This is a genomic window from Marinomonas pontica, from assembly GCF_036322735.1.
Classification (GTDB): domain Bacteria; phylum Pseudomonadota; class Gammaproteobacteria; order Pseudomonadales; family Marinomonadaceae; genus Marinomonas; species Marinomonas pontica.
In genome coordinates, this window is the sequence record NZ_AP027271.1 from 808,533 (window position 1) to 831,816 (window position 23,284).

The window sequence follows — 23,284 nt, forward strand, 5'->3', positions numbered from 1 at the left end:
TTTCTCTTATTATAAGCAGGGTGTTGCTCTATGCAGAGCGAATCAAAAGTAGAAATAGGGCACGAAGCCCTATTTCTGTGTCACATGAGGCTAGTAGTAACCTGCTTGACGCATTTGACGGTCTGCTGAGATGTTGGCAGATTTCAAGGCTTGGTCGACGGTCATAGAGCCAGACAATGCACCTGAAATCATTTGTCCTGTTGTTGTACCAATTGCTTGGAACTCAGGAATGGCAGCAAACTGAACGCCCACGTATGGCGACGGTTTTAGTGTGCTGTCGTTTGGATTAGCAGAGTTGATCGCTTTTAATTCCGCGTCAGCAAAAACGGCCGCTTTTTGGAATTTAGGGTTTGCGTAAGTACTGGCACGAGTTCCCGTCGGAACGGCTGCCCAACCATTGTTTTTACCAACTAGCTGGATGTATTCCTTAGACGTTGCCCAACGAACGAATTTTTGCGCCGCATCGGCATTTTTCGTTGCGGCAGGAATGCCTAATGCCCAAGCCCAAAGCCAGTTCGCGCCTTTTTCAGTCACTGCGTACGGTGATTGAGCGAAGCCTACTTTGTCTGCGACTTTACTTTGCTTAGGATCGGTTACGAAAGACGCTGCAATGGTGGCGTCAATCCACATGCCGCATTTACCTTCGTTAAACAATGCTAGGTTTTCGTTAAAGCTGTTGCTGCTTGAACCTGGAGGGCCGTATTTCGTTAACAAGTCAACGTAGAAATTCACTGCATCTTTCCATTCGGATGTTTGCAGTTGTGGTTTCCAACCTTCGTCAAACCAACGCGCACCGAAAGAGTTTGCCATGGCGGTCATGAATGCCATGTTGTCGCCCCAGCCTGCTTTACCACGAAGACAAATACCGTAAATGCCTTTTTCAGGATTGTTGACTGCGGCAGCGACATCACGAATGTGTTCCCAGCTGTCGCGGTCATTGATTTCCATGCCTGCGGCTTTTACTAGGTCTTTACGATACATCACCATAGAGCTTTCGCCGTAGAATGGTGCCGCATACATAGTGCCATTGTAAGAAAGGCCACCGCGAATGGACGGTAGAATGTCTTTCTCGTCGTAATTGCCACTTGTGTCTACGGCTTGTAACCAACCACGTTCACCCCAGATTGGCGCTTCGTACATACCGATCGTCATCACATCATAAAGACCACTTTTGTTGGCGATATCTTGAGTTACGTTTTGACGTAGTACACCTTCTTCCAAAGTCACCCATTTCACCTTGATGCCAGGGTTGGCTTTTTCAAATTCTGGTGTCAATTTTTGCATTTCGATCATGTGTCCGTTGTTCACGGTAGCCACAGTGATTTGTGTTGCTGAGAAGGCGCTAGCAGCGGTCATTGCTGCAGCGATAGATACCGCATAAGTTAGGGTATTTTTGGTAAGGCGTTTCATAGGTTTCCCCCAGTTTGGAGTTTCTTTGTTTTTATAGTCGTACCTAATTCTTGATAATTGATTATCAAGTGATCATTAATATAGGCTATGTGATAATTGACCTGTTAATACATAAAACGCCAATAACTGTACTATTTTGTTTCATTTTTAGTCAATTGATAGAAATTGAGTCAATATAATACTCTTTTGATGTGGGGTGATTTGAGTTATCTCTTTGTCTAATAAGGTTTTAGGTGACAAATGTCAGCCATTCATCTTGTGGCATTTTCGTTTTTTTGTGAGAAATGGCTATAATGGCGGGATTCTATTTAAAGGGTTGAATGATGATCGAAACCACAGAATCTATTAGCTTTAAACGTCTTAAAATGCAGTGCCGCCGTGGCATGTTGGAGCTTGATGTCTTGCTAGAGCCTTTTTTGGCAGATGTGTATTTAACGCTGGATGAAGAAGACAAACAGCGCTTTTCGAATTTGCTAACCTGTGAAGACCAAGATCTGTTTCCATGGTTTATGCAGAGCGAAGTGCCAGAAAATCCAGATCACGCCCACATTGTTAATATTATTTTGTCTCGTGTTCAGCCTGAAAACTACCGAGCTTAATGTCTCGTGGATCGCCTTCGGGTTGTGGCTTTTTTGGGTCATGGTCGGTTTAGCGTTACTGCAGCTGTTTTGGATGCCCGCTTTTTGGCGGGCATTGTTGTATTTGGGCGTAGGAGGCATTGGCGTTGCTGTTTTGCTTCACTTGTTTCGTCAATCATCACCCCAAGTCGGCATTGATGAGCAAGGCGCGTTTATTTTGGTGCGAGGTAAATATAAAAAGCTGCAATTCATTCGTATTAATGCAGTGCAACTCATAGCCAAACAGCCAAGAGAGTCACGTCTATTGGATCGGTTTTGGCCTAGCTATCGAGTGATTTATCGAGACAGTTTGAATGAACAGGCCTATCGAACATTGCGCTCTTTTGCAGCACAACAAATGTTGTTGCACCGCAGTGAAGAAGCAAGAAAACGTTATCGATCTGCCGATTAAACGGAGTGTTTCGGTGTGAGTATGGTGGGAGCGCTGGTGGTCTGCTTTTCTGGGTAGTCCAAGGTAAAATGCAGTCCTCGACTTTCTTTTCTCGACATAGCAGAGCGAATGATCAAATCCGCCACCATGGCCAGATTGCGCAATTCTAATAAGTCATTCGAAATTTTATAATTGGCGTAAAATTCTTGTATTTCAGACAATAGCAAATCGACTCGGTGCTTCGCGCGCAACAGGCGCTTATCCGTTCTTACTATGCCTACGTAATCCCACATAAAGCGTCGAAGCTCTTGCCAGTTGTGAGTAATAACCACGTCTTCATCAGAGTCCGTTACTTTACTTTCGTCCCAGTCGGGTATGGCCACATCCGTTGCTTCTGTGTGATTTTCGGTTATGTGTCGTGCGGCTGATCGAGCAAAAACAATGCATTCTAATAACGAATTACTGGCCAGACGATTCGCACCATGTAGTCCGGTGTACGCCGTTTCGCCAATGGCGTAAAGGTGATCAATATCGGTCGCACTGTGACGATTCACAACCACTCCGCCGCAAGTGTAGTGCGCAGCAGGAACAACAGGGATAGGCCCTTTTGTCATGTCGTGACCATACTCTAAGCAGCGTTTATAAATCGTAGGAAAATGTTCTTTGATGAACTCTGGATCCTTGTGAGAAATATCCAGCAAAACATGATGAATACCCAAACGTTTCATTTCATGGTCAATAGCGCGCGCAACAATGTCCCGCGGAGCCAGTTCTTCTCGTTTATCAAACTTTGCCATGAATCGAGTGCCATCGGGCAACAGCAGTTTGCCGCCTTCACCTCGAACTGCTTCTGAAATCAAAAAGGTTTTTGCTTTCGCGTCGTAAAGGCAGGTTGGGTGGAATTGGTTAAATTCCATATTGGCAACTCGACAGCCTGCACGCCACGCCATTGCGATGCCATCACCAGACGCGGTGTCTGGGTTGCTGGTGTAGAGGTAAACTTTGCTACTACCACCACAAGCCAAAGAGACAAAACTGCCATGAAAAACTTCAATAACGTCATCATCTAGGTTCAAAGCGTAGACACCAACGGCTTTGTTTGGGCCGGTTAGCCCTAACTTCTTTGTGGTGACCACATCGATGGCAACACGATCAGGGAAAAAGTCGATGTTTGGGTGATTTGTGGCATTCTTGATCAGTGTTTTCGAGATGGCCAAGCCTGTGGCGTCAGCGCTGTGAATAATGCGTCGATGACTGTGACCGCCTTCTTTGGTTAGGTGGTATTCTTCACTTTCGCCGTAACGGGTAAAAGGCACGCCTTGGTCAATAAGCCAATCTATGCTTTCTTTTGAGTGTTCAACGGTAAATCGAATCGCATCAGGATCGCCCAATTCGACGCCCGCGTCGATGGTGTCGCTTATGTGTGAGTCTATGGTGTCTTTATCAGATAATACGGCCGCGACACCGCCTTGAGCATACAGCGTGGATCCTTCGCGAATGTCGGCTTTTGTCAATATCGCCACGCTATGTTGGTCGGCTAGTTCAAGCGCAAGTGTGAGTCCTGCTGCCCCTGCGCCAATGATGACAATGTCGTGTTTGTAGTGTCGGCTCATTATTTTGATCTAATTATGACTAAAAAATTAATGTTACTATTGTTGTCCGTAAATAGTGAATACTTTCTGAGTGCGCATTTTGAATATTCATCATATTTTTGCGTGAGTAACGGTGTGACTTCGTTCAACAAATGATTTGTTGTTAAATGGAACTCGCTGAATTGAATGTTGTCTTCTCTTGTAGTATGCAAGGGCGCAGATGAATCGAGGTTTTTACATGAGGTGCCTATGCAGCACGAAACGTCTTCCGATCAGGCGTTAGTTGAAAGAGTACAACAAGGTGATAAGCGAGCTTTCGATCTGCTTGTTGTTAAATATCAATATAAAGTCATCGGTTTAATTGGGCGTTATGTACAGGATAGAAGTGAAGTATTAGACGTAGCTCAAGAGAGTTTTATCAAAGCGTATCGTGCAATTGGGAGCTTTCGAGGAGAAAGTGCTTTTTATACTTGGTTGTATCGAATCGCGGTAAATACCGCTAAAAACTACCTAGTAAGCCGCTCTCGTCGTCCGCCTGAGTCCGATGTTGAGCTGGATAATGAAGATGTTTTTAGTGTGTATGAAGCGTTGGGTGATATCGATACGCCAGAAGCGAAACTCAACAGTGACCGCTTAGAACAAGCGATTCATCATGCGATTCAACAGTTACCAGAAGAACTTCGAAGCGCACTAACGTTACGAGAGTTTGATGGTATGAGCTACGAAGATATTTCGTTGATTATGGACTGCCCTGTCGGGACGGTTCGCTCACGTATTTTTCGCGCACGAGAGGCCGTTGAAAAACACATACGCCCCTTGATGGAGACAGGAGAATAAAGATGACAGCTTTAAATGATGGTTTTTCAGAAAATCATGACTCCCCAGAAAGTCAGGGTATTCGAGAGGACAGCACCGCAGCAGAAAGGCTTCCTAGCTTATCCGCTATGTTTGATGGCGAAGCAACAGAACAAGATTTAGAGTGCTTATTACACGCAGACCGTGCGGAAATTAGTCGACAGCTAGAAAGTTTTCATTTGATTCAGCAGGCTCTTCATAAGGATTCGCGCGTTGAAGTGGGACTGGGCGACAGCCTAGTGTCGCGGATTCGTGCGGATCTGGATGTTGATGCTTCTTTTGGCGATACACCCGCGGACGCAACGGGCCATAATGTGTTGCCTTTTGTTTACCCGATAGCGGAAGAACAGCCAGTTCGGTCTGTCTGGCGTGTGGCACTGTCTAGTGTTGCGGTAGCGGCGAGTGTGACGTTTGTTGTTATTTTTGCGGGAAATGCGTATTTAACGCCGGATTCCGCTCCGCAGAATGTCGTCGCTGAAGTGCGAACGCCAGTCATAAATGGTGTTGTGACGCCGCTTGAAGCGTTGGACAAAGGTGGGTTGCAGATAGATAACCTTAGATTGCAAAACTATTTGCGACAACACGCCGAGCAAGCCTCAATGACCGTTGGTCAAGGGATGATTCCAATGGCTCGTGTCGTTAGCTATCCAATCAAAGAGTAACGTATGAAATCGTTTTCACCATTACATATTTTTTTCACGGTGCTGTGCTTTATTATGTCGGGAGCAAGTTTCGCCAATGGCGCTGCTCCTGATGCGCTGCATTTGTTGAGAAATATGACTCAGTCGTTTTCGACGTTGCGCTATGACGGTGTTTTTGTGCATTCAGAAGCGATGAACATGAATAGTATGCGTGTGCGTCATGACTTAATGGACGGTGTGGAATACGAAAGTTTGGTCGATTTAGATGGCGACAAAGTGGAAGTCTTGCGGATCGACAATAAGATTATTTGTGTTTATCCAAATGCTCATGTAGCCAATATGCGTTCGCCATTGATGCCGCCCTTTAAACGCTTTAAAAATGTAGAAAGTGAGCGTCTGCTGAAAGGTTATGACATGGTTGTGGGTTCACAAATTAGCCGTATTGCGGGTCGTAATGTCGTGGCGGTTAAGTTAGTGCCAAAAGATCAGTATCGTTATGGGCATGAATTTTGGTTGGACGAGAAAAACCATTTTCTGTTGAAGCATGACATGATGAAAGTGGATGGCCAATTATTAGAGCGTATCCAATTTACATCGGTTAATTTTGCACCGGACTTGAAACAGGAAGACTTTGTCCCAAAAGAGGGTAGTTACGCTGAGCCTGTTGTAGAAGCTCAGCCAAGACGGGTTAAAAATCTTTGGCAATTTGATTGGTTGCCAGAGGGGTTTTCATTGGTGTGGCCAGAGGCCAGATCGCTGAACCACGGAACCAGTATGCTGCTTTTATCAGACGGTATGACCACTGTGTCTGTGTTTATTGAACCAACCATGAAGGCCAAGGCCATGTCTATTTTGAACATGGGGGCAACCATTGCTGGCGAGCGTAGCATTAAAGTAAAAGATCAATTGTATTTGTTAACCATGGTGGGTGAAGTACCGGAACTCACCATTGAAAAACTGATGACCGTATTTATGCCAAGGCCAGAGCATGATTGAAGAGACTGGAAAAGTGCTGTCTATTGAAGATGGCTTTGCTGATGTTGAAACCATTCGTACCAGCAGTTGCACGTCTTGCCGTGCTCGTCATGGCTGCGGTCATCATGCCATCGCACAAGTGTCATCGGCTAACCGCATGCGCATGAAAGCCATCGATTCATTGAATGTTAAAGTCGGCCAGAACGTGGTGGTTGGAATTCCCGAAGATACGTTATTGCAAGCGTCTATTTGGATGTATCTGATCCCTTTATTGGGTTTGGTTGGTGGGGCAATCATTCCTTCGATATGGGGAGGAGAGTCTGGCATCGCGGTTATTTTTTCTATTATTGGTTTCGCTGGTGGTTTATGGTTGGCACGAAACAAGTCCCAGCAAGAAATGAACAATCTTGATTATTACCCCAAAATTTTAAGAATTGAATCGCTGAATGACAGTCGCATCCCTGTGGTTGTGACGCCATAAGCGTCTAATCGTCTTCACCTGGCACTGTAATGAATTTGGTAGTCTTAAGGAGACCAATCAATGAACAGATTGCTTAAACACGCCGGCACTGTTGTCATCAGTACGTTTATGATGGCTTCAATGCTTTCTCATGCCGCTTCTTTGCCTGACTTTACCGAGTTAGTAGAAAAAGCGTCCCCCGCTGTTGTGAATATCAGTACGGAACAGACTGTGACCACAAAAACCGCAAATGAAGGCGGTCAGCAATTGGGGCCAAACAGTGAAGAGCTTAATGAGTTCTTTAAACACTTCTTTGGCCAACAACCTTTCGGTCAGCAATCACCGCCACAACAAGGGCAACGTAACTCATTGGGTTCGGGTTTTATTGTTTCTCATGATGGTTATGTGTTGACCAATAATCATGTGATCGATGGTGCGGATGTGATTCATGTTCGTTTGAATGATCGACGTAAGTATTTGGCTAAGTTAGTCGGTACCGATCCACGAACGGATTTGGCGCTGCTTAAAATTGATGCCGACGATTTGCCCATCGTGAAAATGGGGGATTCTGATAAGCTAAAACCCGGTCAATGGGTGTTGGCAATAGGGTCGCCTTTCGGCTTTGATTATACGGTAACGGCGGGCATTGTTAGTGCAACAGGCCGCAATTTGCCGTCGGATAATTATGTGCCTTTTATTCAAACAGACGTGGCAATTAACCCTGGTAACTCAGGTGGCCCATTGTTCAACTTAGATGGCGAGGTTGTTGGTATTAACTCTCAGATCTATACGCGCTCAGGTGGTTTCATGGGGGTATCTTTTGCGATTCCTTCCAAAGTAGCGATGTCTGTAGTGGATCAGCTTAAGAGTGATGGTAAGGTGTCTCGTGCATGGCTCGGGGTATTGATTCAAGATGTCAACAATGAGCTCGCTGAGTCTTTCGGTCTAGATCGTCCAAATGGCGCGTTGGTTAGCCGAGTGTTACCCGACTCCCCAGCTGAAAAAGCCGGTCTTAAGTCTGGCGACATCATTCTCAAATTTAATGGTGAATCGATTGCGCACTCTGGGGAGTTGCCTTACATAGTTGGGCAGTTAAAAGCAGGCGATAAAGTGAAAGCTAACGTGTATCGTGACGGTAAAGAGCAAACTATTTCAGTCACATTGGATGCTCGCCCGACAGACCCTAAAATGATGGCTCAGTCTCAGCAAGATCAAAATCGATTGGGAATGATCGTGGGTGAAGTGCCTGCGGACATGGCCAAAAAATTTGAGATTGATGGTGGCGTTGTGATCGAACAAGTACTCGGTGGTACTGCGGCTCGCAACGGTCTACAACAAGGTGATGTGATTACTATGTTGAATGGCAAGCGCATTGCTGGTGTGGCGGATTTCACGGGAATCGCTAAAGACATTCCAAGTGGCCGTTCTGTTCCAATGCGAGTGATCAGACAAGGTTACCCAATGTTTATTCCGTTCAAAATCATTGAGTAATAATAAAATATGAAAAAAGCGGCCAATAGGTCGCTTTTTTTTGCTTAAAACTTGTGAGAGTTGCGCAGAGTGAGTCTAAAGCGTTCAAAATGACGACCCAGAACCGAATTGTCTGGGTCGCATGGAAAAGCTCTTTCTACATTGATACGTTACAGCTGTTTCGAGAATATCTTCGAGTTTCGCTGATAATTGTAAAGTGCCTGTTTTTTCGTTGGTAGGCTGCTTAATGTGGTTTCGCTGAACCCTCGTTCAATAAACCAATGCGCTGTTCGTGTTGTTAGCAGGAACAGCATGGAGAGATTCAGGCGTTTTGCGGCTTGCTCTATGCCCTTGAGTAAGCGCTCTCCGCGGTTTGATCCTCGGTAGTCGGGTGATACCGCCAGACACGCTAATTCCCCTGAGTATTCTTGTTCAAACGGATACAACGCCGCACACGCAACAATAGCGCCGTCACGCTCAATGACGATAAAACGGTCTATTTCATTTTCTAATAATTCGCGAGAACGTCTCACTAAAATGCCTTTTTCTTCCAGTGGTGACAGTAGCGCCATCATGCCGCCAACATCATCAATGTGGGCAGGACGAAGTTGCTCGTAGCTGTCTTCGTCGATCATGGTGCCAGAACCTTCTCGGGTGAACAGTTCTTGCAGTAAGCCACCATTTTCATTGTAAGAAATGAGGTGGGCACGAGGTACGCCTTGTCTTACGGCTTGAACGCAAGCATCCAGTGCGGCGTGGGTAATGGTGGACAGTGTCTTTTCTTTTAAAATCGCTTCAGCGTCTTTGGTTAGTAGTTCTGAGTACAGTTCGCCGTTGCTCTTAAATACGCCTTCTTCTTCTGCAAAAATGACGAGTTTATCGGCTTTTAATTGAATAGCGGCCTGAATCGCTACGTCTTCGCTTTTGAGATTAAATACCTCTCCGGTAGGAGAAAAGCCAAGGTGTGGTAACAGCACCATGTTGTCGTCTTCTAACAAGCGAAAGATGGCTTCGGTATCGATACGGCGAACTTCACCTGTGTGGCCGTAATCAATACCGTCCACAACACCCAGTGGGCGAGCAATAACGTAGTTGCCACTGCATACTTTAAGTCTCGCTCCGTCCATGGGAGTATTTGAAAGCCCCATTGAAAGCTGTGCTTCCAGCTGAACTCTCACGGCCGCCGATGCTTGAATGATGTCCAGAAGTTGGTCTTGAGGCGTCACCCGATAATCGTCTTCGACGCGACTGACTAAACGTCGATTGGCTAATACTCGGCTGATCTGTGGACGTGCGCCTTGTACTAATACCAAGCGAATACCCAACGAGTCCAGCAAAGCGAGGTCGTGGATGATGCTTGAAAAGTGAGCGCATTCTACGGCCTCACCCGGAATTAATATAACGAAGGTTTTTCCCCTATGGGCATTAATATAGGGGGAAGAATGGCGGAACCAGTCCACATAATTAAATTCTTCAGGCACGCTATTCCTCATTGTTTGGCTCGTTTGTTTGAAGGCAAAAACGCTCGATTAGACCGCGAATTACCTGTTGCATCGGTTGAATTTGATCCAGCGCCATAAATTCATTGGGCTGGTGGGCTTGATCTATTGAACCAGGCCCGAGTATTAGGGTTTCCATTCCCATTTGATTCAGGAAAGACCCTTCGGTAGCAAAAGCGACGGTGGTGGCTTGTCGTTTGGTTAATGTCTCACACGCTTTAATGATATCCGATTCAACGGAGGTATAAAAAGAAGGAACATCAGGAAACAAGGAATTTAACTGAATTATGGTTCCTGTTTTCTCTTCGATGCGAGGCAATATCTGAGCAATTTCGGCCATTAGCGATTGATTGCTCATACCCGGTAATGCGCGTAAATCGAACTCAAGTTCGCAACGCCCGCAGATCCGGTTAGGGTTGTCACCGCCATGAATGCAGCCAAAGTTCATAGTGGGGTAGTCGATCACAAAACTGGCATCGCGATAGTTTGCTTTTAGCTGCTGACGAAACACCATTAATTCTGACATGACTTCATGCATGGCATCGAGTGCATTGTTGCCAAGTGATGGATTGGAAGAATGGCCAGCTTGTCCTGTGACTTGGATTCGCTCCATCATGATGCCTTTGTGGGCATACACAGGTGTTAACGACGTAGGCTCACCGATCAAGGCGTATCTTGCTTTGAACTTTTGTTGGTCTACGAGTGCTCTTGCTCCTGACATGGAGCTTTCTTCATCTGCGGTTGCCAGAATAATCAGTGGCTGTTTCACCTTAGAAAGTGACATTTGGCGAACGGTATCCAGCACAATGGCAAAGAATCCCTTCATATCACAGCTGCCCAATCCGTAAAGCTTTTGGTCTCTTTCTTCCAATTTAAAAGGGTCAGATTGCCAGCGGCCTTTATCATAAGGCACGGTATCTGTATGGCCTGCCAATACCAATCCACCCTCGCCCGTTCCGAGTGTGGCGATCAAATTGAATTTATTCGGCTGGTCCGGTAGTGGCATAACTTCGCATTGGAAACCTTGAGAGCTTAACCAGCTTTCAAGTAACTGAATCACGCCTTTATTTGACTGATCCCAGTGAGCTTGACTACAACTGATAGAAGGCGAAGCAATGAGCTGTGACATCATACTGATAAGAGAGGGAAGAACGGGCATACGAATGCTCCTTGGAGTAATTACCTAATATTACTACTGTAAGCTAGGCATCTGGTACACTTGCTCGCACATTATTTTTCTTTGTTGTTGGCTCAACAGCAAAGGTTTTAGAGGTTCGTATATTATGGCTACCGAGCTAGAGCTTAAGTTAATGGTTCAGTCTGAGTTTCTCAAGTCGGCAAGTGACTTTCTTGACGAATTTTGTCGATTATCAGACAACGACGATCAATCCCGTCAGCCCACATTGCTGTTAATGAATGCGTATTTTGATACCGAAGACGCCAGTTTGATGCAGGGCGGTATGGCGCTGCGTATTCGCGCTGTGAACAACACGTTTATTCAAACGGTCAAAACGCGTGGAAGTAATCGGATAGGCATGCATGCTCGCGGTGAATGGGAATGGATTCTCCCAAATGACCAATTAGATTTGGCGCTGCTGAAAGAGGTGCCATTACCTGAGCCGTTGCAGGATATGTCATGGAGCAATGAGCTTGTTGAAGTGTACCGTACTGACTTTGAGCGCCAAGTGTGGAACATACAGACCCAAGATAGCAAAATGGAAGTGGTGTGTGATCAAGGTAAAGTGACATCGCCCTACGGTGAGGATTTAATCAGTGAGTTAGAGCTTGAATTGAAGGAAGGTGATGAGGTCGGTTTATACCAATTTGCTTTGCAATTGGCGACACAGGTGCCAGTTCAAGTTAGCGTGGTGTCTAAAGCGCAAAAAGGCGTGCGCCTGAAATACGGTCAAATCGAATTTCCAGAAAAGCCGCAGGATATGGCGAACAAAATGACCTTAGCGGCTTACTGGTATGAAGTTTGGTTAGTGTATTGGGAAGCCATGTCTTTCATGAAAGATGAAGCCTTGCTGCAACCGTTCCGTCATTCTATGTCCCAATTAAAAGCCTGTTTGCCAACAGAGCTGGCAAAACAAATCGAGGATTTGGATCAGCAGATAATGCCATATTTGATCGACGAGACGACGGTATTAACGCAGCTGGCTGCGATGAAACCAATTGGTGTAACCATGTTAACGATTGGGCAATGGTTAAACCGTCAAGCCCTTTAACCCCCATTATTGAATGTAAAATAACAAGAAGATTTTGAAAGGAAGCCACTTTTGACCACTCCGCATTTGAACCCACACTACGCGATTTTTTGTGAACAGACTCCGGCTCGATCATTGCTTTTAGAACATATTCAAGACGCGAGAAAAAGACAAAGTCTGGAGGTATTAACGGCTGAGCAGATTGAGTTTTTGGAACCTTTGTGGATTCTAAGCGACTATTTGCATCAACAACTGGTGCGCTTCCCTCACTGGTTGGACGATTTGTTGGTGTTAACGCATTTGCCTGAATTGCCCTCAAAAGAGGCCATGATGGCCGGTGAAGCATGCTTTCACAAGGCCGCCAGCATTTGCGCTAATGAGTCACAAGAGGCGTTAGATGAAGCGGGTTTTATCAAGCGTTTGCGTTTGTATCGTCAATGGTGGATGGTCAGATTGATCGCCTTAGATATTCAGCAGCTACTGCCATTGACTGAGTTAACCTCCCGTTTGAGCGGCCTAGCGGATGCTTGTGTGAATGCCAGTCTGCAATGGACAACGCAGCACTACCTTTCCCTGTATGGTCAAGCGCTCGATGGTCAAGGACTACCGCAATCCATGATTGTGATTGGCATGGGAAAACTGGGCGGGAATGAGCTGAATTTATCTTCTGACATCGATTTGATTTTTGCCTTCCGCGAACATGGTGACACACAAGGTGGTAAAAAAAGCCTGTCTCACCAAGAGTACTTTACAAAGCTTGGGCAAAAGTTGATTCAGCATTTAGATCAGGTGACGGCGGATGGTTTTGTGTTTCGTGTCGATATGCGCTTGCGTCCTTTTGGTCAGTCTGGTGCCTTGGTGCTAAATATGGACTCATTGGAAAACTACTACCAAGATCAAGGCCGAGATTGGGAGCGTTACGCCATGATCAAGGCGAGAGTCATGGCGGGGAACACGCTTGATATTCGTGAATTCGAAGCCTTACGCAAACCGTTTGTGTATCGAAAATACCTTGATTTTGGTGCAATAGGTGCCTTACGGGATCTAAAGCAGATGATTGCCAAAGAAGTGCGTCGTAAAGGCATCGAGCACAACATTAAATTGGGAGAGGGCGGCATTCGTGAAGTGGAGTTCATTGCGCAAGCGTTACAGATATTGCACGGTGGCCGCGATCAGGGGTTGCAAACTCCTGCCTTATTAAAAGTGTTGCCTTACCTTGCTCAGCAGGATTATTTGTCTGAGGAAGAGGAGCAACAATTGCGCGAAGCGTATTTGCTTTTGCGTCGAACCGAGCATGCCTTGCAAGCGGTGAATGACGAACAAACTCAATTATTGCCCGACGATAAGCGTGCACGTACTCGCATTGCTTTATTGGTTGGATTTTCTACATGGGAGGCGTTAGATGAGCGCTTGTGGGAAGTTCGTCGCAATGTGCACCGAGCGTTTGTCGCATTAATTGATGACGGTCATGAAAGCAGTGACGAAGTAAAGAGCCAAGAATCATGGCGTTTATTGATCAAGCACCCAGAAGATCGTGACGCAATACAAGACGCCATCGAGTTGATTGAATGGCAAGACCAAGACGCTATTATCAACCGCATATCTCAACTGCTAAGTTCGCGTACCGTGGTATTTATGCAGCCTATTGGCCATGAGCGACTTGCCGTGTTTTTAGCCGCCTTAATGGCGACATTACCTGACGAGGCTAACCCTGACCTAGTGCTGGAGCGGGTGTTTCCTATTCTAGAAGCGGTACTGCGCCGTACTGCTTATTTGGTGTTGCTGTGTGAGAACCAAACGGCATTGACGCACTTAATTCGTTTGTGTCGGGAAAGTGTGTGGTTTACCCAAGCCATTTCTACCACACCCGCACTGCTGGATGAATTACTCGATGCGAACACCTTGTTTTCGCCGCCAAATAAAACCATGTTGGCAGAAGAGCTTCAGCAAATATTGCTGCGCTTGCCCGAAGAAGACGAAGAAGCGCAAATGGATGCCATGCGCCGTTTTAGACGATCCATCATTTTGCGTATTGCCGCCTGTGATATCACAGAGATATTACCTGTGATGAAAGTAAGTGATCACTTAACGTGGCTTGCTGAAGTGCTTTTAGATCAAGTGCTACAGCAGTCATGGCAATATTTAACCAAAAAGCACGGTTTTCCAGTCAGTCAGGGAGAAGCTTCTTACACCCCGCAGTTAGCGATCATAGGCTACGGAAAGTCCGGGGGCTGGGAATTAGGGTACGACTCTGATCTGGATTTGGTTTTTATTCATGATGCTCAAGCAAACGGAAGTACAGACGGCGATCGCAGTATTGATAACCTGACTTTTTATACTCGCCTTGGCCAGCGCCTTATTCACATGATCACCAGTTACACGGCCGCGGGTCGATTGTATGAAGTGGACATGCGTTTACGGCCTTCTGGTAACTCTGGATTATTGGTGTCCAGCCTAGAGGCTTTTAAAGATTACCAACAAAAGGAAGCGTGGGTGTGGGAGCATCAAGCGTTAACACGTTCTCGTGGTTTGGCAGGCGAGCCGAATTTGTTAGCGAAATTTGAAACGTGCCGTAAAGACATAATTGCTTCCGTTCGTGATCGACAAGCCTTAAAAGCCGAAGTCATTAAAATGCGTGAAAAAATGCGCGATCATCTGGATACGGGTGGAAAAGAAAAAGGCTTTGACCTTAAACAAGGCGCGGGTGGCATTATTGATATTGAGTTTATGGTGCAGTATTTGGTGTTGGCTTGGTCGAATCAGCACGCTGAGCTCATGCGATTTTCGGATAATGTTCGTCAGTTGGAAGCGGCGGTTTTCGTTGGCTTATTAGACGCCGAGCAAGCCGAAAAAATGACCGACACCTATACGCTTTATCGTTCGCTGGCGCATCGACTTAGCCTCCAGCAACAGGGACGAGTGGTTCAAAGTGAAGCATTGGCCAGCAACCAAAATTTAATAAGCCAGTATTGGGAGCGATTCGTAAGCGATGAAACGCTGTGAGTGGTGAACGGGTTTAACGAATGGTAAAAATACATTCGTAAAATAGTCTTGTGATAGCTATACTGTTTCTATTGATGTTTTTTTGAACAAACGATACATGAGCCGCATTCAGTAAAATGATTGCCAACAGGAGGAGGAAACATGCCAAGTGTTAATGGTGTGAGCAGTCCTGCGATGGATTATGCAAGCGAAGCGTACAGCGCCAATTTGGCCAAAGCCGCTCAGCAACAAAAGGCGGAGCAAGATCTTGCCTTACTCGCAGAAGCCGCAAAAAATGTTACGCCAGCCGCAAGCAGTGGTTCGCACACTACAACAGACAACTTAGGCCAGAATATCAATATCAACGTTTGATGGTTGTCCTGAGTTCCCATTACGGAAAATCGATAAAAGCCCCGCTGGAAAACCAGCGGGGCTTTTTTTTGGAAAATACGTGAGTTCGGAACACTAAAGAGTCTCAGTAGGTCGATCGTCTTCTGGCAGTGGTTGATTGTCGATCACGGCTTCAAAGGCTTTAAGACGTTTGTAGATTGAAAGCAGTTCTACAATGGTTGTCCAAGAGTTGATGAGATATTGGAAAGAGTTTTCCACTTGGTTAAACGCATTCAATACACGTTGCATAATGCCCAGTGTAAAAGCGCCTGCCACAATAGATGGCGCTAATACGATCAGTGGAACAAATTGTCCGACGTTCAAGTAACCATATCGTACTACGTTGAAATATAAGTAGTTTGCATAAAGACGGAAATAATTTTTGCGTACATTCTCAAACAATTCATTGAGGCTAATGGGTGTTGCGCGGTCTGCGTGATCTTCGCCATAGACCAGTTCTTTTCGGTAAGCGGCTTCAACTTTCTGGTTTTTGAATTCCAGTCCAGGAAGTTTTATTCCAGCTAAAGCCAGTAATAATGTGCCAAAAATTGACCACATAATGGCGGTAAATACCAATGCTTGAGGCACTTCACCGATCAAGGGCAAGGTTTTTACGTAGCCAGAAAGTCCCCATAAAATGGGCAAAAACGCGATCAGCGTCATCACGGATCGAAGTAAGCTGACTCCTAGCCCTTCCACAATAGAGGCGAAACGCATGGTGTCTTCTTGAATACGTTGTGATGCCCCTTCAATATGGCGTACTTGATCCCATTTTGATGTGTAATAGCTGGTCATCGCTGTACGCCAGCGGAATACATAGTGACTGATGAAAAAGTTACTCAATACGGATACAGTGATAGCGACCATGATGATCACGGCAACCGTAGACAATTCAGCGTAATAATCGGCGAGAAGAATGCTATTGGGTTCGGCAAGCGCTTTTTGGATAAGGTCATAAAAGCTGCCGTACCATTCGTTTAGCATAACGCTGACTTGCACTTGAAACCAGGTTATAAAAACAATCAAAGCAGATCCGAGTACAGACCATTTTGCCCATTTCTGGCCGCCAAATAGAATCCAAGCACCAACAAAAATGAGATAGCACAGTATCATGTATTGATAGAGCCATACATCTAATGCTGTGCTTTGCGCGCTTTGAAAAGCGGCTTGAGCTGCCGCATCAGCGCCTTCGGCTAAGGCATCTGGAAAGTGAACGCCAAACACAGAGCCCAAACTTAATGTGGGGCCAATATCTTGAATCACAAAATACCAACCAAGAACACAGGCGAGTGCCCATAGGGCGAAACTTAAAAAGAAAAGTTTGGGTTTAGGAAAAAAAGATTGAAACACAGTATCGTTTCTCTATTAGTTGAATGAGTCATAAGCCATTGATTTTCTCAGAGTTGTCCAATGGCGCTTTGCCTGAGCTTAAACCACTCAAGTGATAATCACAATCAACTAACCTTTAAGGAATCAGCAAAAAAGGCGATATTTCTATACGTTAAGGCTGATAACAGATTGAGGTTGGAACATAGATATAAAAAATCGGACCGAAGTCCGATTTTTTATAGAGTATTGATATAAAGACACTTAGCCGATTTGGTTGTTAGCAACCACGGTCGCAATGGCGTTATCAAGACGAGCTAGGCCGTCAGCAATGTCTTGTTCTGTGATGATCAAAGACGGTGCCAAACGCAATACGTTCGGACCGGCAACCAGCACAAACAAGCCTTCTTCTGCCGCGGCTTTAACGATTTCACCCGCTTTGCCGGCTAAGCTATCAATGACTTCTGCACCGATCAAAAGACCCATACCACGAATGTCTTTAAAGACGTGATACTTTTCGTTTAGGGCGGTTAGGCCGGCTACAAAAATATCATGTCGCTTCGCAACGCCACCAAGTACTTCTGGTGTGTCGACGATGTCAATCACGGCTTCTGCAATGGCACAAGCCATTGGGTTACCGCCATATGTGCTGCCATGTGTACCAAATGCCAAGCTTTTAGCGGCTTTTTCAGTGGCTAACATAGCACCAACAGGGAACCCGTTGCCTAAGGCTTTTGCCGTCGTCATTACGTCAGGTTTTACGCCAAGTTGCTCGTAAGCGTACAACGTACCTGTACGGCCAACACCTGATTGTACTTCGTCATAAACCAATAGGGCATTGTATTGGTCACACAATTCACGAACTTGTTTTGCAAATTCAACGTCTGCCGGAATGATACCGCCTTCGCCTTGAATCGGTTCCATCACAACTGCACAAGTCTTGTCGCTAATGATCGCTTTAAGCTGTTCAATGTCATTGTAGTCACAATGCTTGATGCCACCCGGAGTGGGTTCAAAGCCTTCTTTGTATTTTGCTTGTCCGCCAACAGACACGGTAAACAAAGTACGACCATGGAAGGATTTATAAAAGGCGATAATTTCGTGCTTTTCTGGGCCAAAATTATCAAACGCGTAACGACGAGCTAATTTGAACGCAGCCTCGTTGGCTTCTGCGCCACTGTTGGCAAAGAAAACACGATCAGCAAAGGTTTTTTCAGTCAGTTTTTTTGCCAATCGTAGTGCAGGTTCATTGGTCATGACATTGGATAAATGCCAAAGTTGTCCAGCTTGCTCACGCATGACGTTGACTAAAGTTGGATTAGAATGACCCAATGCAGTAACCGCGATGCCGCCTGCAAAATCGATGTATTCTTTACCTTCTTTGTCCCATACGCGAGAGCCCTCGCCACGCACTGGAATAATGGCAGAAGGTGCATAGTTAGGAACCATTACTTCGTCAAAGGTTGCTCTCGTTACTTGTTGTGCCACTTTACTATCCATCTTAAAAAAAAGACCTCTTAAAAATAGGCGGCCGACAGGACGACCGCCTTTTGGTTTATATCAGATTTCTCAACTCGCGAATAGCAACAGTTACCATCGCAAGCGTTAATTCGCTTTCGGCTTTTATTTCACTAAATGCCGCACGGTAATGCTTGATGCTGTCGCTGTTTGAATCGCGCCAATGAGTCAAACGTTGTTCCAGCTTTTTGATGTCCGCACTGGATTGAATGACCTCTTGGGTGAGGGTTCTTAAACTATTGTCGACTTCGTCGCCAAGTCCCGCTTTTGCACGGCGTTGCCACATGTCATCGGCAGACAGTTCACCGACTTTGTAACGTAACCAATGCAGTTCTAGATCCATTTCAAGTGCAAAGTAGGTCTGAGCCACATCCAAGACTTCTGTTTCGGTGTTTGAAGCCACTCGAATGATGTCTAGTCCGTAGAATAGGTAGTTGATTGACGACAGTCTTTCCGCTACTTCAGTCGGGATGTTTTGCTCAACCAGACTTGCCGTAATGTCAGCCAAATGTGCTTGGCTGGATTCCGTCAAAATGGCTTGCATGTTTGCTCTGATCACTTCTACACCCGGCTTATATGTGTCCTTTAAGCGCTGGATGGATAAGCTTTCGCGTGTATTACGCAACAACCAAAGTGTTGCGCGTTCTAACAGACCTTGAATACGAATCAGTAAGCTATTTAATACAGCGTTAGACACAGTGAAGTCTAGGCTGTTGATCGCATCCCAAAGTGCTGGAATACCAAAAATATCCTCTGCCGCCATGTAAGCACGTACCACGTTCAAAGAAGACGCACCGGTCTCTTCTTGCATGTAAGTGGTAAATGTTGGCCCCATACGGTTGCCAAGGTTATTGGTCACGTGGCCTGCGATGATTTCTTGAATCAATGGGTGTGACGCCATTTGGCCGCCGAAATGCTTCGTCAACTGTGTTGGGAAGTATTCGTTGATCTGAGTGGTCAAATCAGAGTCTTCACCAATGCCGTCTTCTACCAATTGCTCGGACAGTTTGATTTTTGAATACGCCAACAAGACGGAAATCTCAGGGCGAGTTAAGCCTTGCGCTTTATTCAAGCGTTTTTTGATTTGCGCGTCACTTGGCAAGTATTCGATTTCACGGTTCAGGCGTCCTTCTCTAACAAGAGACTGGATCAAACGCCAGTGATCGGCAAGACGTTCAGGCGCTTGTGCATTGGCCAAAGACAACACATGGCTTTGGCCACGGTTATGACGCAATACTAAGTTACCCACTTCGTCGGTCATTTCCGCAAGTAAGCTGTTACGTTGTTTCTCGGTTAAGTCGCCGTTTTCTACAACACGGTTCAGTAAGATTTTGATGTTAACTTCGTGATCCGAGCTGTCAACACCCGCCGAGTTATCGATTGCATCCGTGCTGATTAAACCGCCTTTTTGAGCGAACTCGATACGACCTAGCTGAGTTAAGCCTAGGTTGCCGCCTTCGCCAACGATTTTGCAACGCAGTTCTTTGCCGTTGACACGCAGCCCATTGTTAGCGCTGTCGCCCGCATCGGCATGGGATTCGCCTTCGGATTTCACGTACGTCCCGATACCACCGTTCCAAAGTAGATCGACTGGTGCTTTCAAAATAGCATTGATCAAATCGGTTGGCGCCATGGACTTGACGTTACCCTCAATACCAAGCGCTTTACGAATATCCGCATTGATTGGGATGGACTTCGCAGAGCGATTGAAGATACCGCCGCCTTTAGAAATAAGCTCTTTGTTGTAATCTTCCCAAGAAGAACGCGGCAGTTTGAACATACGCTCACGTTCAACAAAAGATGTTGCTGCATCTGGCGTTGGATCGATAAAGATGTGCATGTGGTTAAATGCAGCAATCAAACACGTGTGTTTAGATAGCAGCATCCCGTTACCAAATACATCGCCCGCCATGTCGCCGATACCCACAGTGGTGAAGTCCGTTGTTTGGCAATCAAGGCCGATTTCTTTGAATTGACGTTTAACGGATTCCCAAGCACCGCGTGCCGTGATGCCCATTTTTTTATGGTCGTAACCATTAGAACCACCAGAGGCAAAGGCGTCGCCTAGCCAGAAGCCGTATTTCGCTGAAATACTGTTCGCTAAGTCGGAGAAAGTGGCCGTGCCTTTATCCGCTGCGACTACCAAGTACGGGTCATCTTCGTCGTAGCGAAGAACGGAAAGTGGTGGCACCACTTCGTTTTGAACTAAGTTGTCTGTTATGTCTAGCAAGCCACTAATGAATGTTGTGTAGCAATGGATAACTTCTGCTTGAACTTCTTCACGCGATGCGTTCTTTTTCAGTTGTTTGGCAACGAAACCACCTTTTGCTCCAGATGGAACGATAACGGCGTTTTTCACCATTTGTGCTTTTACCAAGCCAAGAACTTCGGTACGGAAGTCTTCCATACGGTCAGACCAACGTAATCCACCACGAGCGACTTTACCACCGCGCATGTGAATACCTTCAACCCAAGGCGCGTAGACGAAAATTTCGAATTTCGGTCTTGGTAGTGGTACCGCTGGGATCAATGACGGGTCCAATTTGAAAGAGACGTAATCTTTGACATCGCCTTCAGTACCAGCTTGGTAGAAGTTGGTTCGCAGCATGGCCTGAATCACCGATAGGTAGTGTTTCAGAATGCGGTCTTCGTCCAAGTTTGCCACTTGATCCAATTCAAGATCGATTTTCTCAAGCAATTTTTGAACTTTTTCGTCACGTTTGGTTTCTTGGCTTGGGTCAAATCGTTGCTCGAAAAGCTGAACCAAAAGACGAGCGATGCCCGCATTTTTCTCTAGTGTTTGTTGCATGTACTGCAAAGAGAAAGGCACTTGCAGTTGCATCAAGTACTTGGTTAGCGCACGCAGCATGGTAACTTGGCGCCATGTCAAAGAGGCACTCAATACTAGGGCGTTGAAACGGTCATTTTCGACACGACGACTGAATACTTGATTGAATGCGTCTTGGAACGCTTCGCGTTGTGTGTTTTTTTCAAGATTAACGTCGGCATCAACACTAATTGCAAACTCAACAACCCAAGTATTGGCAGAGCCATCACCATTTTGGTCTAGCTCGTATGGGCGCGCTTCCAGAACACGTAATCCCATGCATTCCAAAATTGGCAATACATCAGAGAGTATTAGCGTGGTGCCTGCGCCGTATACTTTAAAGAAATAGTTGTTTTTCGTTTGGCCTACTTGACGGTATATGTGAGTAGAAATGTCACCTTCACCTGCCAATAGACTTAGACGTTCAATGTCTAAAACCGCTGCGTTTGGCGAGAAATCTTCACGGTAAGCTGCTGGTAAATAAGGGACATAGTTATTAAATAAAACGTTGCCGCTTTCTTCACCATGGCTCTTATGCAAAGCCGTTAATAGCTTGTCTTCCCATGAGCTCATGGCGTCTTGCATTTTACGCTGGATGTCTTCTGCGTCGATGGTTGGACTTTGTTTCGGGTCTGCAATTTGAATGGTGAAGTTGACGCGAGCCAATACAAGCTGAGAAAACTGTACGTTAAATTCTGAGCTAGTGCCGTTGCAAGCTGTCATCAATATGTCTTGCATCTTGATGCGCAGTTCGGTGTTGTACCGATCTCGTGGAACGTAAACCAAGGCGTTTAGGAAACGACCATAAATGTCTTTGCGCAAGAAGACACGCAATTGGCGACGTTCTTGAATGGCCAAGATGCTTTCAATTGTGCTGAACAGCTCTTCGACTGGTGCTTGAAGCATTTCGTCACGCGGGTAGCTGTTTAGAATGTGCTTTAGGTTTTTGCCTTTGTGGCTGTTTGGATCCACGTTGGCTTTTTCGACGATAACATTCAGTTTTTTACGCAATAATGGAATGTCTTGTAAGCGAGCAATGTAAGCCGCAGAAGAGTACAAACCAAAGAAGCGCCATTCGCCGATGACTTTGCCTTTTTTGTCAAAGCGTTTGATGCCTAGGTAATCTAAGTGTACTGGGCGGTGAATGGTCGATACGGCGGTAGATTTTGTAAGAACAAGAATGTTTGAACTGTCTATGGCCAATTTTGCCAAGTTATCTTGCAATACGATGTCGCGTTTTACTTTCTTATCGTTGATGTCACGGAAAGTGCCAAGACCTGAGCCATCTACCAATTTAAGGTGAGTCTCTTCGCCTTCAATCGATAGGTCATAAGCGCGGAAGCCAATAAAGGTGAAGTGGTCGTTTGCTACCCAACGCAAGAAATCTAGGATTTCTAGGTGTTCTTCGCTGCCTTTAAGGTGTGCTAACTGCTCGGACTCTGCAATAACATCGTTGAGTTTTGCTTTCATCGTTGGCCAGTCGGTGACGGTTTTTTTCACATCGACTAAGCTGTTTAGAAGTTCTTCTTTTATCTCTTCCAGCAAATTGATGTCGGATAAACGATCGATCTCGAATCTCATCAAGGCTTCGTGAGAAGTGGATGTTAAATTGATGTTCTGTAGTTCGCCTTTTTTATTGCGGTCAACAGGAACAACAGGGTGTGCAGTTAGGTGAATCGTGTGGCCAAGACGAACCAGCGCCATATTAAAAGACGAGACAAGGAACGGCATATCATCTGTTAGTATTTCAATAACAGTGTGAGTGGATTGCCAGCTGTGTTCCTCGTAGTTCGGATTGTATACACGAACTTTAGGTTGATTCGTTGGGCGTTGTTGAATGAAGTCCCATAGGCAAATGATCGTGCCATATAGGTTTTCAATTGATTCATTCACCAGGTCTTCTGTTAGAGAGTCCTGAAAATAAAGACGGGTTAGTTGAATCAGGTTGTTCGCTTCTGCGGCGTTAAAGTTTTCGTTTATTTCGACTTCTACGCGTTCGATTAATTCGTTTTTTTTGTAATCAGTCATTAGAACTCATCCCTCGTGAGTGGTGTTCTTAATAAAACTAGTTGTAAATGCAATTTTGCGAAAGTATTGGGTTTGGACTCTGAATACGATTATTAT

General features: G+C 45.6%; 17 protein-coding genes. 10 read left to right on the forward strand and 7 right to left on the reverse strand.

All coding sequences use genetic code 11. The features are described 5' to 3' along the window. Positions 1-90 precede the first annotated feature (90 nt). Positions 91-1,410: an ABC transporter substrate-binding protein gene (locus AABA11_RS03775; protein WP_265728703.1), complete on the reverse strand. Its 1,320-nt coding sequence runs from the start codon at positions 1,408-1,410 to the stop codon at positions 91-93. Positions 1,411-1,733: 323 nt separating this feature from the next. On the opposite strand from AABA11_RS03775, the gene AABA11_RS03780 reads away from it, so the two are divergent. Beyond that, the gene (locus AABA11_RS03780; protein ID WP_265728731.1) at positions 1,734-2,009 is read left to right on the forward strand and encodes an FAD assembly factor SdhE; all 276 of its coding nucleotides are present in this window, start codon (positions 1,734-1,736) and stop codon (positions 2,007-2,009) included. A 22-nt stretch (positions 2,010-2,031) separates the two neighbouring features. Further along, a complete protein-coding gene (locus tag AABA11_RS03785; RefSeq protein ID WP_338265489.1) occupies positions 2,032-2,439 on the forward strand; it encodes a hypothetical protein in 408 nt (135 codons plus the stop codon). Here the strand turns inward: AABA11_RS03785 and nadB are convergent. After that, positions 2,436-4,031 (reverse strand): L-aspartate oxidase, encoded by a 1,596-nt coding sequence (nadB, locus tag AABA11_RS03790; RefSeq protein ID WP_338265492.1) that lies wholly within the window; start codon positions 4,029-4,031, stop codon positions 2,436-2,438. The two genes, AABA11_RS03785 and nadB, sit on opposite strands and share 4 nt — an antisense overlap. A gap of 228 nt (positions 4,032-4,259) precedes the next feature. Between nadB and rpoE the strand changes: the two genes are divergently transcribed. From rpoE to AABA11_RS03815, 5 genes are read left to right on the forward strand one after another with little or no spacing between them, the layout of a single operon-like run. Next, a complete protein-coding gene (gene rpoE, locus AABA11_RS03795) occupies positions 4,260-4,847 on the forward strand; it encodes an RNA polymerase sigma factor RpoE (protein ID WP_265728706.1) in 588 nt (195 codons plus the stop codon). A 2-nt stretch (positions 4,848-4,849) separates the two neighbouring features. Next, complete coding sequence (locus tag AABA11_RS03800) at positions 4,850-5,527, forward strand: sigma-E factor negative regulatory protein (RefSeq protein ID WP_338265495.1); 678 nt, start codon at positions 4,850-4,852, stop codon at positions 5,525-5,527. A gap of 3 nt (positions 5,528-5,530) precedes the next feature. Next, complete coding sequence (locus tag AABA11_RS03805) at positions 5,531-6,502, forward strand: MucB/RseB C-terminal domain-containing protein (RefSeq protein ID WP_265728708.1); 972 nt, start codon at positions 5,531-5,533, stop codon at positions 6,500-6,502. After that, positions 6,495-6,962, forward strand: a complete 468-nt coding sequence (locus AABA11_RS03810) for a SoxR reducing system RseC family protein (RefSeq protein ID WP_338265499.1) — start codon at positions 6,495-6,497, stop codon at positions 6,960-6,962. Before AABA11_RS03805 ends, AABA11_RS03810 begins: the two co-directional genes overlap by 8 nt. Positions 6,963-7,022: 60 nt before the next feature. Beyond that, positions 7,023-8,432 (forward strand): DegQ family serine endoprotease, encoded by a 1,410-nt coding sequence (locus AABA11_RS03815; RefSeq protein ID WP_338265502.1) that lies wholly within the window; start codon positions 7,023-7,025, stop codon positions 8,430-8,432. Positions 8,433-8,581: 149 nt separating this feature from the next. Here the strand turns inward: AABA11_RS03815 and argA are convergent, their stop codons facing one another. Both argA and argE read right to left on the reverse strand, forming a co-directional pair. Further along, positions 8,582-9,904, reverse strand: coding sequence for an amino-acid N-acetyltransferase (argA, locus tag AABA11_RS03820; protein ID WP_338265506.1), 1,323 nt, complete (start codon positions 9,902-9,904; stop codon positions 8,582-8,584). After that, positions 9,894-11,069: an acetylornithine deacetylase gene (gene argE / locus AABA11_RS03825; protein ID WP_265728712.1), complete on the reverse strand. Its 1,176-nt coding sequence runs from the start codon at positions 11,067-11,069 to the stop codon at positions 9,894-9,896. The genes argA and argE overlap by 11 nt, the downstream gene beginning before the upstream one ends. Positions 11,070-11,193: 124 nt before the next feature. On the opposite strand from argE, the gene AABA11_RS03830 reads away from it, so the two are divergent. From AABA11_RS03830 to AABA11_RS03840, 3 genes are all read left to right on the forward strand, one after another. Further along, positions 11,194-12,138, forward strand: a complete 945-nt coding sequence (locus AABA11_RS03830; protein WP_338265509.1) for a CYTH domain-containing protein — start codon at positions 11,194-11,196, stop codon at positions 12,136-12,138. A gap of 51 nt (positions 12,139-12,189) precedes the next feature. Beyond that, entirely contained in the window at positions 12,190-15,120 is a 2,931-nt protein-coding gene (gene glnE / locus AABA11_RS03835; protein ID WP_338265512.1) for a bifunctional [glutamate--ammonia ligase]-adenylyl-L-tyrosine phosphorylase/[glutamate--ammonia-ligase] adenylyltransferase, read from the forward strand. Between the two features lie 141 nt (positions 15,121-15,261). Further along, positions 15,262-15,471, forward strand: coding sequence for a hypothetical protein (locus tag AABA11_RS03840; RefSeq protein ID WP_338265514.1), 210 nt, complete (start codon positions 15,262-15,264; stop codon positions 15,469-15,471). A gap of 93 nt (positions 15,472-15,564) precedes the next feature. Here AABA11_RS03840 and sbmA read toward each other — a convergent pair whose 3' ends face one another. The 3 genes from sbmA to AABA11_RS03855 form a co-directional block, all read right to left on the reverse strand. Continuing rightward, a complete protein-coding gene (sbmA, locus tag AABA11_RS03845; RefSeq protein ID WP_338265516.1) occupies positions 15,565-16,839 on the reverse strand; it encodes a peptide antibiotic transporter SbmA in 1,275 nt (424 codons plus the stop codon). A 240-nt stretch (positions 16,840-17,079) separates the two neighbouring features. Then, a complete protein-coding gene (locus AABA11_RS03850; protein WP_338265518.1) occupies positions 17,080-18,315 on the reverse strand; it encodes an aspartate aminotransferase family protein in 1,236 nt (411 codons plus the stop codon). Positions 18,316-18,370: 55 nt separating this feature from the next. Then, positions 18,371-23,188 carry an NAD-glutamate dehydrogenase gene (locus tag AABA11_RS03855; protein WP_338265520.1) on the reverse strand — a complete coding sequence of 1,606 codons (4,818 nt, stop codon included), beginning with the start codon at positions 23,186-23,188 and terminating at the stop codon, positions 18,371-18,373. Positions 23,189-23,284 lie beyond the last annotated feature (96 nt).